This window comes from Erwinia pyri (genome assembly GCF_030758455.1).
Classification (GTDB): Bacteria; Pseudomonadota; Gammaproteobacteria; order Enterobacterales; family Enterobacteriaceae; genus Erwinia; species Erwinia pyri.
Genome location: NZ_CP132353.1, coordinates 947,181 through 963,124, shown reverse-complemented (window position 1 = coordinate 963,124; position 15,944 = coordinate 947,181). Strand labels below are relative to the sequence as shown.

The window sequence follows — 15,944 nt, the reverse complement described above, 5'->3', positions numbered from 1 at the left end:
AAACGCTTATTTGCGGGTAATAGTTTAAACCTTGCATAATTCAGCATAACCAGCTTTTTCAACATTGCCAGGAAAATGCCTGTAATTCAGACTGGTGCTGAAAAAACCGCATTAATACATCAAGCACGAGGAAGGTATGCCCCTTTTTGACCCTGACCACTTTCGCCAACATTTTCCCGCTTTAGCTGATGCCGGTGTTTATCTCGACAGTGCGGCGACCACGCTAAAACCGCTGGCAGTGATTGAAGCTACAGAGCGGTTTTACAGCCTGAGTGCAGGAACCGTGCACCGCAGCCAGTTTGCCGCAGCGCGCGAGCTGACCGACCGCTATGAGCAGGCTCGTGGCCAGGTTGCACGCCTGCTTAACGCCCCGCTCGCGAATGATATAGTCTGGACCAGGGGCACAACGGAAGCCATTAACCTGGTGGCTCAGGGCTATTTTCGTCCGCGCCTGCAGCCGGGTGATGAAATTCTGGTGAGTGAAGCCGAGCATCATGCCAACCTCGTGCCGTGGCTGATGGTGGCCTCGCAGACCGGCGCAAAAGTCATAAAGTGGCCGATCGATGCTAACAGGTTGCCGGATCCCACGCTGTTAGCCTCTTTGCTGACGGCGAAAACGAAAGTTCTGGCGCTGGGACAGATGTCTAACGTAACGGGTGGTTGCCCGGAGCTGGCAGAGGCCATTAAGCTGGCGCACCTGGCCGGAGCCAGAGTGATGATTGATGGCGCCCAGGGCGTGGTGCATAACCCGGCAGACGTCAGCGCGCTGGATATCGATTTCTATGCTTTTTCTGCGCATAAGCTCTATGGCCCGATGGGCATCGGGGCGCTGTACGGCAAGACAGAGCTGCTGGAGGAGATGTCCGCGTGGCAGGGTGGAGGTAAAATGCTGACCAGCGTGAGCTTTGAAGGCTTCACTCCGCAGCCGGTTCCATGGCGTTTCGAAGCCGGTACGCCGAACGTTGCTGGCGTAATCGGCCTCAGTGCCGCCCTGAGCTGGCTTGAAACCCTGGCGTGGCAGGCCGCTGAAAGCTGGAGCTGTGGCCTGGCGGACAGGGCTGAAGAACAGCTTTCTCTGCTACCGGGCTTTCGTAGCTATCGCGCCAGCCGCTCAAGCCTGCTCTCCTTTGACTTTGCCGGCCTCCATCACAGCGATGTGGTGACGTTGCTGGCGGAATCTGGCATCGCCCTGCGGGCCGGTCAGCACTGCGCGCAGCCGCTTTTACAGGCTTTAGGCGTCAGCGGGACTTTGCGCGCCTCATTTGCCCCCTATAATACGCTTGATGATGTGGAAGCGCTGGTCAGAGGCATGACCACCGCACTGGAGCTGCTTGCAGAGTAAACATGACAACTTTATTAGCCCCACACCCGTTTGGTGAACTTATTACGCCGGAGGGTTTAAAACAGAAGTTCACGGCCTTTACCCAGTGGGAAGATCGCTATCGTCAGCTGATCCTGTTGGGTAAACAGCTTCCTGCCCTGCCTGAAGCGCTTAAGAGCAGCGAGATTGAGCTGAGCGGGTGTGAGAACCGCGTCTGGCTGGGACATCAGCAGAGAGCCGACGGCACGCTGCACTTCTATGGCGACAGTGAAGGCAGGATCGTACGGGGATTGCTGGCAGTGTTGCTCACCGCAGTTGAAGGAGAACAGCCAGCCACGCTGCTGCACAGCGACCCGCTGGCCTTATTCGACGAGCTGGGGTTACGTGCCCAGCTGAGCGCCTCACGCAGCGCCGGGCTGAATGCACTGGCGGAGGCGGCAATCAAGGCCGCCGCTGAATACCGCTAAAACAAGTAGCGTGCAGCAGGTCAGCAGGTCAGCAGGTCAGCAGGTCAGCAGGTTATTTCTCACGCGCGCGCTGCTTTCGCCATCATTTTCTTCAACACGTGGGAGACGGCAACAAAGCCAAAGGTGGCGGTGACCATTGTCGCGGCGCCAAAGCCTGAGGCGCAGTCCATTCTTTTCGGCCCCTCCGCCGTGCTGCGGGAAGCACAGACCGATCCATCCGGCTGCGGGTACATCAGCGCCTCAGTCGAAAACACGCAATCAATCCCCAGCTTGCCTTTGCTGTTTTTCACTATGTTGAAGTCGTGCTTCAGCCGTTCACGCAGTTTTGCCGCCAGCGGATCCTGAATGGTTTTTGCCAGGTCTGCGACCTGAATCTGCGTGGGATCGATCTGCCCCCCTGCGCCACCGGTGGTCACCAGCGGAATTTTATTGCGACGGCACCAGGCCAGCAGGGCCGCTTTCGGCCGTACGCTGTCAATCGCATCAATGACGTAGCTAAACCCCGCGCCCATTAACTCAGCGGTGTTATCAGGCGTAATAAAGTCGTCCACACAGGTGACTTTACACTCCGGGTTAATCGCCAGAATGCGCTCCGCCATCACTTCTGTTTTCGCCTGCCCTACTGTGGCTTTCAGGGCGTGGATCTGCCGGTTGGTATTGGTGACGCAGACGTCATCCATATCAATCAGCGTTATCGCCCCGATGCCGGTACGGGCGAGCGCCTCTGCGGCCCAGGAGCCTACGCCGCCAATGCCCACCACGCAGATGTGCGCATCCGCAAAGAGTTGCAGCGCCGGTTGCCCATACAAACGCGCCGTCCCGCCAAAGCGTTGCAGCCAGGCGTCAGAAAGAGAAGTCATGTCTTACCTCGGAATCAGTGACGGGCTGGCGAACCAGCCCGCGGGTACCTGCTACTGGGTGAGCAGGCCGGAGCTACCCGTGCTATTTTGTGCGGAAGAGAAAACCGGTGCGCCCGCGCCAGGCGCGGCTTTCAGCACCCAGACGCGGCCATAATGGTTATACCAGCCGGCCATATGGCCCGCCTGTTCGCCAATGCCCTGATAGATATCGAAGTGCTGGCCTTTAATCGCGCCCCCCACATCCAGCGAGACCATCATCCGCATCTCATATTTTCCGGTAAATTTACCGTTGTTGTCCAGCAGCGGGACTTCCGCCAGCAAAGCGGTCCCTGGTGGGATCAGCGATCGATCGGACGCTACCGAAGCTTTTGCCACCAGCGGCACGGCGCTGGCGCCGCGCACCGGAGCGAACTCCTCTGGCTTAAAGAAGACGAAGGAAGGGTTCTGTTCAAGCAGCTCACGCACTTCGGCCGGGCTGTGCTCTTCCCCCCATTTACGGATCGCCTGCATCGACATATCTTCGCGCTTCACCTCACCGCGATCGATCAGCACCTTGCCAATACTGCGATAGGCGTGGCCATTTTTGCCGCCGTAGCCAAAGAACGTCAGCGGACGGCCATCGCCATAATCGACATAGCCGCTGCCCTGCACATCCATAATGAAGTTATCCATCAGCGAGTTGCTGTAACCCACGATGTAACGTTCGCCCAGCGCGCCGCTGTAAATATCCGCGCGGCTGGGCAGACGCCCACCTTTAGCACGGGGCGGCATTCTGTATAAAGGATACTGGAACTCGCCCTGACGGGTGTAGCGCGCATGGATAACCGGCGTGTAGTAGCCGGTAAACTGCACGTTGCCATAGTTGTCGGTGCCTTCCATCTGGTAAGCATTCAGGCCAAACTGGCGCAGCTGGCGGGTATCGCCGCCGGCCATCAGCCAGGCTTTCAGCGAGCTGTAGGTGCTGTTCTGTCGCGAGTACATGCCGGGCGAAGCGTACTGAATTTCGCTGATCTGATCGCCAAAATCTTTACCATTGACCGGACGCCCCTTAGCGTTAGGCTGATTCACCAGGCCCAGCGGCTGCTCAAGCTTGCCATCTTTATATTGCTGACCGCGATCGGTCGGTTTTGAAGAACATCCCGCCAGCAGGGCAATTAACGCCCCTGTTACTGCATACTTCGCCCAACGTCCTTTCATTCTCTACTGCCCTCTTTGCGGAATTCCTCGCCGAAGATAGCAAAGGCACTGAGAGAATTAAACGGCACAACGGTAAAGATCGGTTGCCCGGGGGGATCTCGCGGCAAGATGGGTGAGAATTAAGCAGACAGCGCTATTTTGATGAGTTTGTTGCAAAAAGGGGTTGCAACCAAACTCACTGAGAGTATAGTGCGCTTCCACAGACGCGGGATGGAGCAGCCTGGTAGCTCGTCGGGCTCATAACCCGAAGGTCGTCGGTTCAAATCCGGCTCCCGCAACCAACTCTTTTGAGAAGGTCTGTGAACAAGGCAGTAGCTGTTGTGATGGAAGCAACAGTATTTCGGACGCGGGATGGAGCAGCCTGGTAGCTCGTCGGGCTCATAACCCGAAGGTCGTCGGTTCAAATCCGGCTCCCGCAACCACTTCTCAGGAAGTGTGCAGTACAGCAGTAGCTGTTGTGATGGAAGCAGCAGTATTTCGGACGCGGGATGGAGCAGCCTGGTAGCTCGTCGGGCTCATAACCCGAAGGTCGTCGGTTCAAATCCGGCTCCCGCAACCAACTTAACACCTTAACGGGTGTTTTTTTGTTTCTGGCGTCTGAAAACCCTTCTTTAACGCCAATCCCGCTGAACAATTACCTCTCAAATACTCGCTAAGCAGATAACGCTTTAAATCCCCTCAGCACAACGCTCGCTTCAGACACCTTCTGCACAGCTCCCGCATCGGAATTTTACTTCGTTACCCGCAGAGTGCTGGGGATTGCGCTGCGGCTGAAATGGTTAACTGACAATGAAACCAACATGCGCGCCTGAATGACGCGCAATAGTGTTTTCCGGCGGCCAGTGCCTGCAACGGCTGAAATTATTAACGTCGCGGCTGACAGCAGGACAAATCCACTTCACCCTGCCGTTCAGGCTACTTTCTCGGGGCCAGCGACGCGCCGCTGGCAAAGTAGGCCTTGATGCCTGCCAGAATGGAATCCGCTACCTGATGCTGAAAGCGGGTGGTGCGCAGCTTACGCTCCTCTTCCAGATTGCTGATAAATGCGGTCTCTACCAGGATTGAGGGAATATCGGGTGCTTTCAGTACCGCAAACCCCGCCTGATCCACCGTTTTTTTATGCAGATGGTTCACCTTGCCCATGCGGGCAAGCACTTCTTTGCCGAATTTCAGACTGTCATTGATAGTCAGGCTCTGCACCATATCGAACATGGTGTGGTCGAGATAGCGGTCGCCGCTCATGCTGACGCCGCCAATCAAATCTGACTCATTCTGAGTCCGGGCCAGAAAGCGGGCTGCGGTGCTGGTTGCGCCTTTGGTGGAAAGCGCAAAGACCGAAGATCCCCGCGCCGCACGGCTGGTAAATGCATCTGCATGAATAGAGACAAACAGATCGGCACGCTGCTTGCGCGCTTTGGCGACCCTGACTTTCAGCGGGATAAACACATCTTCGTTGCGCGTCATATAGGCCCGCATATTGGGCTCTTTATCGATTAACGACTTCAGCCGCCGCGCAATCTTCAGCACGATGTCCTTTTCACGCGTTTTATGCTTGCCTACGGCGCCGGAATCTTCCCCCCCGTGGCCGGGATCCAGCATGATCACAATCGGTCGGTCCCGCCCCGCTTTACCCGGTAAAGGGGCGGCCGCGGGCTGTGTTTTTTCCAGATCGCCTTTGTTGTAGTCCTGCAGCAAGGCCAGCAGCGGATCGTCTTCGTGATCGTAGCTGCTGCCTTTGGCTGGATAGAGATCGAGCACCAGCCGGTTTTTGATGCCTGCCACCGGGGCCAGCGTAAAGATGCGAGGGCTTACGTTCTGCTTAAGCTCCAGCACCAGCCGGACGGTACTGGCATTAAACTGCCCTACCCGCGCATTTTTGATATAGGGATCGTCGCGGCGGACCAGATTACCGATCCCTTTTAACGCGTGGTTGAGCCGGATATTGGCAATATCGATCACCACCCGTTCAGGGTGGCTGAGCGCAAACTGCTTATATTTAAGCGGGCCGTTCGACTCCAGCGTCAGGCGGGAATAGGTGGAAGAGGGCCAGATGCGGATAGCCACCACATGACTACTGGCCGCCAACCCCACTTTGCTGACGCTCAGCAGCAGCACGGCTCCTGCACTTTTTAACCACCTGCGTCGGCCAGGCGAGGGTAAATCGGACATGCGACTCCAGAAGAAGAACTGTTGTGTGTCTGAAAAAAAGCCAAATGACTACCAGGGGCAAAAACTTTATCGAATCCCTTTAGCGGTGTCACCCAGAAAAAGCGATAAAATGCAGCGTATTAGCATGATGGCTGAAATTAAAAAAGGAAAAACCGCAGAAAATTACCACTTGCGCCCAGGCCATAAAAGAATAAAAATACACTTTTAGCGAATAATAATTCATAGAGGGTTTGCCGTGAAGGAACGGAGTACCGAGCTGGTTCAGGGTTTTCGTCATACCGTCCCCTATATCAATGCCCACCGTGGTAAAACGTTTGTCATTATGCTGGGCGGCGAAGCCATCGAGCATGAGAACTTTTCTGGCATCGTCAACGACATTGGCCTGCTGCACAGCCTGGGGATCCGGCTGGTGGTGGTCTATGGTGCGCGTCCGCAAATCGACGCTAACCTGGCTGAACATCAGCTGGAACCTCTCTATCACAAACATACCCGCGTAACCGACGCGCACGCGCTTGAGCTGGTGAAGCAGGCTGCTGGGCGACTCCAGCTCGATATCACCGCCCGCCTCTCCATGAGCCTGAACAACACGCCGTTGCAGGGCGCGCACATCAACGTCGTCAGCGGCAACTTTATCATTGCGCAGCCGCTGGGCGTGGATGACGGCGTGGATTACTGCCACAGCGGCCGTATCCGTCGTATCGATGAAGAAGCGATCCATCGCCAGCTCGATAGCGGCGCCATTGTGCTGATGGGGCCTGTTGCCGTCTCGGTCACCGGTGAGAGCTTTAATCTCACCTCGGAAGAGGTCGCTACCCAGTTGGCTATCAAATTAAAAGCTGAGAAGATGATTGGCTTCTGCTCAGAACAGGGTGTGACCAACAACGAAGGCGACATCATCTCTGAACTTTTCCCGAAAGAAGCTCAGCAGCGCATTGAGGAGCTGGAACAGCAGGATGATTACCTGTCGGGTACCGTGCGCTTTCTGCGCGGCGCAGTGAAAGCGTGCCGCAGCGGCGTGCGGCGCAGCCATCTCATCAGCTATCAGGAAGATGGCGCTCTGCTGCAGGAGCTCTTTTCTCGTGACGGTATCGGGACGCAGATTGTTATGGAAAGCGCAGAGCAGATCCGTCGCGCGACCATCAATGATATAGGGGGGATTCTGGAGTTGATTCGCCCGCTGGAGCAGCAGGGCATTCTGGTTCGCCGTTCGCGTGAGCAGCTGGAGATGGAGATCGATAAGTTCACTATCATTGAGCGCGATAACCTGACCATCGGTTGTGCGGCGCTCTATCCCTTCCCGGAAGAGGAGATCGGCGAGATGGCCTGCGTGGCCGTGCATCCCGATTACCGCAGCTCATCGCGTGGTGAAGCGCTGCTGGAGCGCGTGGCGCTACAGGCGCGCCAGATGGGGTTGAAAAAACTGTTTGTGCTGACGACACGCAGCATTCACTGGTTCCAGGAGCGCGGCTTTACGCCGGTGGATATTGAAGTGCTGCCGGAGAGTAAAAAGCTGATGTATAACTATCAGCGTCGTTCAAAAGTGCTGATGGCCGATCTGCGCCATGCGCGCCTGCTGAGCTAAGTTTCAGTAACCGGGGCGGGAAACGCCCCGGTTATTTGATCTCCGCTAACCGCTCCACCAGTCCGCTTCGCCGTAACGTCCTCATTTTTACCGCACTGCTCAGCACGCTCTGGTTCGCATAGAGCGACAGCCGCGATTTCGCGCGAGTGATGGCGGTGTAAACCAGTTCGCGGGTCAGCACCGGCGTAAACTGTGTGGGCAGCACCAGCAGCGTGTGCTCAAATTCAGATCCCTGAGATTTATGCACGGTCATAGCAAAAGCGGTGTCGTGCGGCGGAAGACGGCTGGGCTGAACCGCTTTGATGCTGCCGTCAGGCAGCGGAAAGAAGACTTTCAGGTTTCGCTCCGGGTCCCACATTGCGATGCCGATATCGCCATTAAACAGTCCCAGCGCGCTGTCATTGCGGGCAATCATCACCGGACGACCAGCATACCATTTGCCGGCAGAGCCGGGCGGACGATGAATTAATCCCGCTCTTTGCAGCGACATCTCAATGCGCTCGTTCAGCCCGGCGACGCCAAAAGGCCCTTCCCGCAGCGCGCACAAAAGCTGGAAACGACTGAAGGCTTCAAGGACTTCCTGTGCTGACGCGCCCGCTGCCTGCAGCTTCAGATAGTCCCGGTAGCCTTCCACGCAGGCCGTTAACAACTGCTGATACTCCTCGCTGCTGCTCAGCGAAAATTGTGCAATATCCCCGAACTCGCCTGAGAATACCTGCTCAACCCGGCGCGTGTCTCCGGCATTAACTGCCAGTGCCAGCTGCCCGATGCCGGACAACGCATCAAAACGGTAGCTTTTACGCAGCAGGCAGATGCTGTCGCGCACCGCAGGCGCATCCAGGGCATGCTGACCTTCAATATGACATCCGGTCAGGCTCGTCAGCTCATCCGCCCGGATCGCACTGTATCCTGACTCGGCACAACGGCAGATATCGCCCAGTATCGCCCCCGCCTCTACCGATGCGAGCTGATCGCGGTCACCCAGAAAAATGACTCTGGCCTGAGGAGGCAAGGCGGCAATAAGGTTCGCCATCATCGGCAGGTCCACCATGGAGGCCTCATCCACCACCAGCAGATCCAGATGCAAGGGATTGCCGCTGTGGTAGCGCATACGCTGGCTGCCGGGCACCGCGCCTAACAGGCGATGCAGGGTAGTCGCCTCCGCCGGAAACCGCAGTTTCTCTTCATCGCTGACGTCCAGCTGCTGTATCGCTCTGCCCATCGACTCGGTGAGGCGGGCAGCCGCTTTGCCGGTGGGCGCGGCCAGGCGGATGCGTAGCGTGCCGTCAAGCGCCAGCAATGTGGCCAGCAGTTTGGCGACGGTGGTGGTTTTGCCGGTGCCAGGACCGCCGGAGATCACCGCTATTTGCCGGGTGATAGCCACGGCGGCGGCAATTTTCTGCCAGTCATCGGGCTGCTGGCCAAACAGCTTATCCAGCGCGGCCCTGACGTTTAGCGGCTCAAACGCCCTGACGGTGGTTTCACTGATGATAAACCTGGCGACCTGCCCTTCCGATTGCCACATCCGGTGCAGGTAGAGCCGCTGCTGATGCAGAACCAGCGGCGTGGCTGTCGCTCCATCGCCCACCGCGTCGCAAGCCTGAAGCAGCTCCAGCCACTCTGGTTCTCCGGCGGCCAGCCAGAGCTGACGGGCAAGCTCTGGCTGCCGTCCGTCGAACAGCAACTGTTCCGTAAGCTGAACCAGCGGCAGGCAGACATGTCCTTCTCCCGCTTCAGCACTGACGCAGGCCGCAGCCAGCATCAGGCCAGGCTGGTCGTCCGTTGCCACCATGCGGGCAAACTGAATATCCAGGGCGCGAAACAGCCGCAGCTCTGCGGCCTGCTGCAATAATTCGGTTATCCCTGACATGCGTCCTCCTGCTCTTTTCCTGCAAACAGCGCGTCCAGCTCTGCAATAAACGCAGCGTCCGGACGGGTTCGGTAAATACCATTTTCACTCGCCGTACCGTCAACTCCCCGCAGGAAGAGATAGAACACGCCGCCAAAATGGTGCTGATAGTCATAATCCGCCAGCCGGTGACGGAGATAGCGATGCAGAGCCAGGCAGTAAAGCTGATACTGCAGGTCATAACGATGCGACTGCATCGCCTGAGCCATCGCCTGCGGGGTGTAATCTTCAGCAGAGGCACCCAGCCAGTTAGATTTATAATCCAGCAGGTAATATTTTCCCTGCCAGAGAAATACGAGGTCGATAAAACCCTTCAGCATACCCTGAACCTGCTGAAAATTCAGCGGCGGGCATTCGGCAGAGAGGGGATCGTAACGGCGGATCAGCCGGTCAAGCGCCTCAGCCGTCAGCATCCGCTGGATAGGCAGGTAGAATTGTAACTCCACCTGGCGTTTGTCGGTTGGCAACTGGCTGAGGCTGACGCCAGAGTCATCCAGAGGCGTTTGCAGAATGCGTTCCAGCCACTGCTTCATCACCGGCAGCCAGGCAGGATCGTGGCCCTGTCCCAGCAGCTGTTCTGCTAACCACTCATCGTTGATCGGCTGCGTAAAGTCCAGATCCTCAAAAAGGCCATGCAGGAAGGTCCCCGGCGCGGCACCGCGCGGGAAGGTGTGCGGCGTCAGTTCACTCATCTGCTGCGGCTGGCTTTCGCCCGCCGCATCCACATCCAGCCGGGGAAGCAGATCCAGGGTCATGGCATGCCCATGCTGCTGCAGTCCCGAATAGCTGGTGACTCGCCATTCGTCGCGCAGCGCACGGGTAATTTGCTGGCTGGTAAGCGTTTGCTCACTCTCTCTGACCACCTGCCAGGGCGTACTCTCTGGCGTACCGGCAAGCACGACCTCTGTCGCCTCATTTTGTAATGCCTGCAGATGGCTGAGCAGCTGGCTGGCATCTGCCGCTTCCCCTTTCTGCACCAGAAAGCCGAGCGCGCTGTGGTGCAGGTCGGTATTGCCCTCTTTCTTACGATTCCCTTTAACCAGGGGCGCAATACCCACGCTGCAGTGCCAGATGGAGCGCGTCAGCGCCACATAGAGCAGGCGCAGATCCTCCGCCAGCCGCTCCTGCTCGGCCAGCTCCACGCTCTCCTCCTCATCCCGCAGATCAAGCAGCGCCTGAAAATTTTGCCGGTCATGGTAAATCCCCTGGCTTGCCTCGCGGTAGTTGGCCACAAAAGGAAGCCAGACCAGCGGATATTGCAGCCCTTTGGATTTATGGATGGTGACGATCTGCACAAGATGACGATCGCTCTCCAGCCGCAGCTGCTGGCTGGCGGACTGCCCGTTGGGCTGAGCGATCTCCTGCGCCAGCCAGCGGACCAGCGCATGCTCACTGTCCAACTGAGCAGAGGCTTCCTGTAACAGTTCCCCCAGATGCAGGAAATCGGTCAGCCGTCGTTCACCGCTCTCCGAGGCGAGCAGATTCTCTGCTATCGACCGGTTGACCATCAGATCGCGCAGCATCGGCAGCACGCCGCGCTTCAGCCAGCGCTGACGGTAGCGGTCAAATTCATCCACCAGCGCATCCCAGGCGCGTTCATCCTGATTCAGCGCATCCAGTGTCAGCGCGTCCAGGCCAAAGATGCTGGTTGCCAGCGCGCTGCGCAGCGCCCTTTCCTGCTCCGGCGCCAGCACTGCCTGTAGCAGCCAGAGCATTTCGCGGGCTTCCGGGGTAGTGAATACGCTGTCGCGGTTAGAAAGATAGACGGAAGGGATGTTGAGGCCGTTCAGCGCTTCGCGCATCACCGAGGCTTCGTTCCGGCTACGAACCAGGATAGTGATATCCGATGCCTGTACCGGACGGCACTTCTCTGCTTTACCAATCAGCGCTTTGCCCTGCTGGCCTGCGGTCAGCCAGCGACAAATCTCGGCGGCACACTGGCGCGCCATAAACTGTTGGTAATCACTTACCCCTACGCCATCCCCCGGCTGCAGCCAGAAACGCAGCGCGGGCTGCTGCTGGCCTTCCAGCGTAAAGCTCAGCGCGGCGTTCGCCTCTGCGGGCTGCACCTTAATAAAGGGAATGTCGTTAAACAGAAAAGGGTTTTCCAGCTGCGAGAACAGGTGATTAACGCTGTTAACCATCGCCAGAGAGGAGCGCCAGTTGGTTTCAAGGGTATAGTGGGCGCTGACTTCATTACGCGCTTTCATATAGGTGAAGATATCGGCGCCGCGAAACGCATAGATAGCCTGCTTCGGGTCGCCTATCAGTAACAGCGCATGCTCGGGCTGCTTGCCATAAATCGTGCGGAAGATGCGATACTGCTGCGGGTCGGTATCCTGAAATTCATCGATTAGCGCAACCGGATAGCGCGTGCGGATCGCCTGAGCCAGCGCTTCGCCAGCGGGCTGTTGCAGCGCGTTATCGAGTCTGCTGAGCAGGTCGTCAAACCCCAGCAACGCACGCAGCGTCTTCTCTTTCTGCGTCACAAAACGCACTTCGCTCAGCGCACGGGCAATAACCAGTTCGCGCAGGGAGAGCGGTTCAGCCAGAAAGCGATCGATATCATCAAACAGCGGATGGGCCGGGGCTTCCCCTTTTTTTGTTTTCTCCAGCAGTATGCGCTGACCAAAGCGTTCCAGCTCTTTCGGGAAGCTGTAATCCTGCGTCTCTTCCGCCGCCCACTGCGAGAGCTTTTCCAGCCAGTTAGGTAAGTGCTTACTGCTGTAGCTGCGCTTGTCCACGCCGGACTTTGCAATCAGGTCGTGCAGATCGCCGGCAGCAACCCAGGCGGCTTTAAGCTGATTGATCCTGGCGATGATCTTCTCATGCCGCTCGGTGAAAGTTTCTTCCAAATCAGGTGGATGCTTCAGCGAAAGCGCCTCGCCGTTCAGCCAGGGCGACAGCGTGCCAAGGAGCTGTTCCGGCCCCTGCCACAGTTGCGCCATCACGCGAGTAATGGCAAGCGGCAGGGGATAGCAGTGACGCCGCCAGAAATCAGCGATAGCCTGGCGACGCAGCGGCAGTTCATCCTCAATCAGCTGCTGCTCAAACAGCATGCCGGACTCAAAGGCATTGAGGTTCAGCATCCGCTGGCAAAAGCCGTGGATAGTGAAAATCCCGGCATCATCCATCTGCCGCTCCGCCGCCAGCAGCAGGGCTGCCGCCTGCGTCAGATTGGGGATCTGCTCCAGCAGCTGCGCCAGCATGGTGTCAGAGGTATTGCCCCTGATGCAGGCGATGCGTAAGGCATGGATATTCTCCCGGATACGGCCGCGCAGCTCTGCTGTTGCCGCCTCGGTAAAGGTAACCACCAGAATTTCTTCTACTGACAGAGGACGCGAGTAAGCCGAGCCGCCCCCCAGCCCTAACAACAGACGCAGATAAAGCAGGCCAATAGTAAAGGTCTTACCCGTTCCTGCCGAGGCCTCGATAAGCCGTTCGCCCTGCAAAGGCAGCGTCAGGGGATCAAGACGTTGGGCAAGCTGTGTCATGGTTTATCGCTATTCACCGGAAAAGAGTGCTGCAGTCTGGAGACTTCCTGCCAGTTGGTAAAGCCCTCTGGCTGCGCATAGTCCGCCCGATCGTGCTGACTGCCGGAAATTTGCGACAGCAGCGTCAGCCCCTGCGGCTCAATCACCGCTTTATGGAAGAAGGTGGCCATCTTTTCAGGCGTCAGCGCCTGGATCTGCGCAATGACCTTTTCGCGCGTATCAAACTGATAGTTTTCGCGGTTGAAATCTTTGCTGAAGCGGCCCGCTTCTTCATCCAGCGTCTGGGGACGCTGTTTCAGCTCGTTAATCATCGCCATCTGATACTGGGCAAAATCTTCTTTACTCATTTCACGCAATCTCTTTTCCGCCGTAGGGTAGAACGCCTGGAAACGGCTCAGCAGATAAGCAGGCTGCTTCACGTTGCTCTGCAGCAGGAAACCGATGCCCCACTGACGCCCTACCGGCATCTGGAAGGAGAAGACCGCATAGCCAAGCTGCTCTTCGGTACGCAGCTGGTTATAGAACCATGGCTGAATAATCTGGCTGAGCAAGGCGCTGCTGGCAATACTTTCATGCTCGGGATAACCCAGCGGCACGTAGAGCGCGGCCAGCGCCGAATCGGTGCTGCTGCCCGCCTGCTGGAGGTTCGCGGAGGTTTTCTTGTCGATCACCAGATACTGGCTGTGCCACCAGCTCTCCCCTTCACAGCTGAGCTGCGTTTTAAGATCGGTAGCCAGAGATTTTGCACTCTCCTCCGTCATATTGCCCACCACCATCAGTTCCGGCGTGGACTTCTCCAGCAGCATTTTACGATAGGCGTTCAGCTCGTCCAGCGTAATACCGGCTACCAGCGCCCTGCGCTCGCTGCGCTGGGTATAAGGAAGCTGCGACAGCATCTGGGCCGGCTGAATAGCCAGCTCAAACGCTTTGCCCTTCTCGGCTGAGGCCAGCCGCTCCAGATACCAGGACTTTGCCTGATCCAGCTGCTGCTGATCCGGCTGGTAGGAGGCGTAGCTTTTCAGCAGCGCGCTCATCAGCTCCGGCAGATGCTGGGTAAAGCCTGTGGCGTTGAAGGTCACGCCATCATCCTCACCCGTCGAGAAGCCGATCCCGGCCACGGAAGCCTGCGAATTAAGCTCATCCAGCGCCAGACCGGCCAGGTAATCATTCAGCCCGTACATAACCTGGTTTTTTGCGGTACTCATCGCCTCTTTATTCCGCAGCGCCAGCGTGATGCTCGCTTTAGGATCGTTAGCATAGAACTGACTGGGCATATAGAACACCCGCAGGCCAGACTGATTAACCACCTCCTCAGGATGCGGATATTTGCGCCCTGGCTTGATTAAGGTGAAATCATTCGGCAGGTAGGGGTTCAGCACCGGCAACGACAAACTGATTTTGTCGCTGGCTGCCTGCCACTGCGCGAAATGTTCAGGCGTGATGGTATCCACCTGATAGGGCGCCTCGACAAAATAGGCGACTTTGTTATGCGGCTCGTCAGGGCTGATATACCAGATACGCGCGTTTTGCGGCGTCATCCCCTCAAGACGGGCCTGAATGGCCTGCGGATCGTAACGATCGGCAATATAGGGCGCATCCAGCACATCGGCAACCGGGACCCGCAGCATGGTATCTGCCAGCCATTCGATATAGTCCATGTCACGGGTGATTGACGGATAGCGGAAATCGAGATTCAGCACCTTGGCTACTTCATCGAAGTAACTTTTATCAATGCCATCGGTACGCAGCTTGTTGAGATAGCTGAACACGGCGGCAATGACCTCATCCCGGTTCGCCAGGCCTTTATCGGTCAGGGAAACAGAGACAGAGAAGACGCCGCCGTTACGGTCAACCACCGGGTCAGCTCCCGCGTCCACTGAATCAGCCAGCCCCTGATTCTGCAGCCAGTCTGACAGCGTATTTTTACTGCGGTTACCAATCAGGTAGCCAATTAGCGTGTCGGTTTTGCTGCGGAATTTGTCGCTGTTGTTATCGATGCGAAATTCAATTTTCAGCTGCTTACGCGGCTGTGCCGGCACGTAATGAATGATGATGCCTTTCTGCTTATCCGTCACCACCGGCACCGTAATATCCGGTACGGTGGCGTGGCGATTCTCCACACGACCAAACGTTTTAACGGCGATAGTTTGCAGCTCTGCCATCGGTTTGTTGCTGTAGATCACCGCCTTCATCAGATTTGCCGAATAGTAGCGCTGGTAGAATGCCGTCAGCGCGTCATGCAGTTTGCTGCCCGGCTTATCTTTCAGCGTATCCAGGTTGCCGCCAGAGAAGAGTGAGCTGGGGTGCTCCGGGTTAAGCGTCTCCGCGCCGACCTGAGCCATACGCAGGCCGTCGCGGGAGCGGGCCATGGTTAACTCGGCGTTCACAGCGTGACGTTCGCGGTCTGCGTTAACCGGGTCCAGCAGCGGGGCCGCAATCGCATCGGCCAGCCGGTCAACGGCAGGCTCCAGCGCCGCGTTTTCCACTTCAAGATAAAAAGCGGTCCGGTAGGAGGCCGTGCTGGCGTTGTGGCTGCCGCCATGTTTTTTCAGGTATTCGGCCAGATTATCGGGCTGAGGGTAGCGCTTAGAGCCCATCAGCAGCATATGCTCAAGATAGTGAGCCAGTCCCTGCTGATTGCGCGGATTTTCTAACGAACCCACCGGAAGGGTGAGCGCAGAAAGCGATTTCGTCGCCTGCGGATCGGAGACCAGCAGCACCGTCATGCCGTTATCCAGCTTGATCGCCTGGTAGTCGCGCGGATCTTTTTCGCTTTTGCGGATCGCTTCGGGAACGGGCTGCCAGCCAGGTTGGGCCTGAGCCAGCGGGATCAGGGAGAACAGCAGAAAAAACGGGGTGAACCAGACTGCATAACGACGCATTCAAACTCCTCGACGATCTACTCTTCTGGCTGTTCCCTCTCTGTCAGCAGGGAGGGCAGCAGA

10 protein-coding genes and 3 tRNA genes are annotated in these 15,944 nt (G+C 57.3%); 7 read left to right on the top strand and 6 right to left on the bottom strand.

Going from position 1 to position 15,944, the window contains the following annotated elements; all coding sequences use genetic code 11:
• The first annotated feature begins 136 nt into the window (after nt 1-136).
• Nucleotides 137-1,342: a cysteine desulfurase CsdA gene (csdA, locus tag Q3V30_RS04530; protein ID WP_306210885.1), complete on the top strand. Its 1,206-nt coding sequence runs from the start codon at nt 137-139 to the stop codon at nt 1,340-1,342.
• A gap of 2 nt (nt 1,343-1,344) precedes the next feature.
• Nucleotides 1,345-1,788, top strand: a complete 444-nt coding sequence (csdE, locus tag Q3V30_RS04525; RefSeq protein WP_306210883.1) for a cysteine desulfurase sulfur acceptor subunit CsdE — start codon at nt 1,345-1,347, stop codon at nt 1,786-1,788.
• Nucleotides 1,789-1,847: 59 nt separating this feature from the next.
• Here the strand turns inward: csdE and tcdA are convergent, their stop codons facing one another.
• Both tcdA and mltA read right to left on the bottom strand, forming a co-directional pair.
• Nucleotides 1,848-2,648 (bottom strand): tRNA cyclic N6-threonylcarbamoyladenosine(37) synthase TcdA, encoded by an 801-nt coding sequence (gene tcdA, locus Q3V30_RS04520; protein ID WP_306210881.1) that lies wholly within the window; start codon nt 2,646-2,648, stop codon nt 1,848-1,850.
• A gap of 51 nt (nt 2,649-2,699) precedes the next feature.
• Nucleotides 2,700-3,845 carry a murein transglycosylase A gene (gene mltA, locus Q3V30_RS04515; protein ID WP_306210879.1) on the bottom strand — a complete coding sequence of 382 codons (1,146 nt, stop codon included), beginning with the start codon at nt 3,843-3,845 and terminating at the stop codon, nt 2,700-2,702.
• Nucleotides 3,846-4,049: 204 nt separating this feature from the next.
• Between mltA and Q3V30_RS04510 the strand changes: the two genes are divergently transcribed.
• The 3 genes from Q3V30_RS04510 (at nt 4,050) to Q3V30_RS04500 (ending at nt 4,404) form a co-directional block, all read left to right on the top strand.
• Nucleotides 4,050-4,126 (top strand) — tRNA-Met (locus Q3V30_RS04510).
• Nucleotides 4,127-4,190: 64 nt separating this feature from the next.
• A tRNA-Met gene (locus Q3V30_RS04505) sits at nt 4,191-4,267 on the top strand.
• A 60-nt stretch (nt 4,268-4,327) separates the two neighbouring features.
• Nucleotides 4,328-4,404 (top strand) — tRNA-Met (locus Q3V30_RS04500).
• A 356-nt stretch (nt 4,405-4,760) separates the two neighbouring features.
• Here the strand turns inward: Q3V30_RS04500 and amiC are convergent.
• Nucleotides 4,761-6,014, bottom strand: coding sequence for an N-acetylmuramoyl-L-alanine amidase AmiC (gene amiC, locus Q3V30_RS04495; RefSeq protein ID WP_306210877.1), 1,254 nt, complete (start codon nt 6,012-6,014; stop codon nt 4,761-4,763).
• Between the two features lie 25 nt (nt 6,015-6,039).
• On the opposite strand from amiC, the gene Q3V30_RS04490 reads away from it, so the two are divergent.
• Together Q3V30_RS04490 and argA are read left to right on the top strand one after the other, a co-directional pair.
• A complete protein-coding gene (locus Q3V30_RS04490) occupies nt 6,040-6,222 on the top strand; it encodes a hypothetical protein (RefSeq protein ID WP_306210875.1) in 183 nt (60 codons plus the stop codon).
• A gap of 27 nt (nt 6,223-6,249) precedes the next feature.
• Nucleotides 6,250-7,596, top strand: a complete 1,347-nt coding sequence (gene argA / locus Q3V30_RS04485) for an amino-acid N-acetyltransferase (RefSeq protein WP_306210873.1) — start codon at nt 6,250-6,252, stop codon at nt 7,594-7,596.
• Nucleotides 7,597-7,627: 31 nt separating this feature from the next.
• Here the strand turns inward: argA and recD are convergent, their stop codons facing one another.
• The 3 genes from recD to ptrA are packed head-to-tail and all read right to left on the bottom strand — an operon-like array spanning nt 7,628 to nt 15,881.
• Nucleotides 7,628-9,466: an exodeoxyribonuclease V subunit alpha gene (recD, locus tag Q3V30_RS04480; RefSeq protein ID WP_306210871.1), complete on the bottom strand. Its 1,839-nt coding sequence runs from the start codon at nt 9,464-9,466 to the stop codon at nt 7,628-7,630.
• Nucleotides 9,454-12,999: an exodeoxyribonuclease V subunit beta gene (gene recB, locus Q3V30_RS04475; protein ID WP_306210869.1), complete on the bottom strand. Its 3,546-nt coding sequence runs from the start codon at nt 12,997-12,999 to the stop codon at nt 9,454-9,456. The genes recD and recB overlap by 13 nt, the downstream gene beginning before the upstream one ends.
• The gene (ptrA, locus tag Q3V30_RS04470; RefSeq protein ID WP_306210867.1) at nt 12,996-15,881 is read right to left on the bottom strand and encodes a pitrilysin; all 2,886 of its coding nucleotides are present in this window, start codon (nt 15,879-15,881) and stop codon (nt 12,996-12,998) included. The genes recB and ptrA overlap by 4 nt, the downstream gene beginning before the upstream one ends.
• Nucleotides 15,882-15,944 lie beyond the last annotated feature (63 nt).

Coding starts and splice junctions, on each gene's coding strand:
- csdA (WP_306210885.1), top strand. CDS start 137: ATGCCCCTTTTTGACCCTGACCACTTTCGCCAACATTTTCCCGCTTTA.
- csdE (WP_306210883.1), top strand. CDS start 1,345: ATGACAACTTTATTAGCCCCACACCCGTTTGGTGAACTTATTACGCCG.
- tcdA (WP_306210881.1), bottom strand. CDS start 2,648: ATGACTTCTCTTTCTGACGCCTGGCTGCAACGCTTTGGCGGGACGGCG.
- mltA (WP_306210879.1), bottom strand. CDS start 3,845: ATGAAAGGACGTTGGGCGAAGTATGCAGTAACAGGGGCGTTAATTGCC.
- amiC (WP_306210877.1), bottom strand. CDS start 6,014: ATGTCCGATTTACCCTCGCCTGGCCGACGCAGGTGGTTAAAAAGTGCA.
- recD (WP_306210871.1), bottom strand. CDS start 9,466: ATGTCAGGGATAACCGAATTATTGCAGCAGGCCGCAGAGCTGCGGCTG.
- recB (WP_306210869.1), bottom strand. CDS start 12,999: ATGACACAGCTTGCCCAACGTCTTGATCCCCTGACGCTGCCTTTGCAG.
- ptrA (WP_306210867.1), bottom strand. CDS start 15,881: ATGCGTCGTTATGCAGTCTGGTTCACCCCGTTTTTTCTGCTGTTCTCC.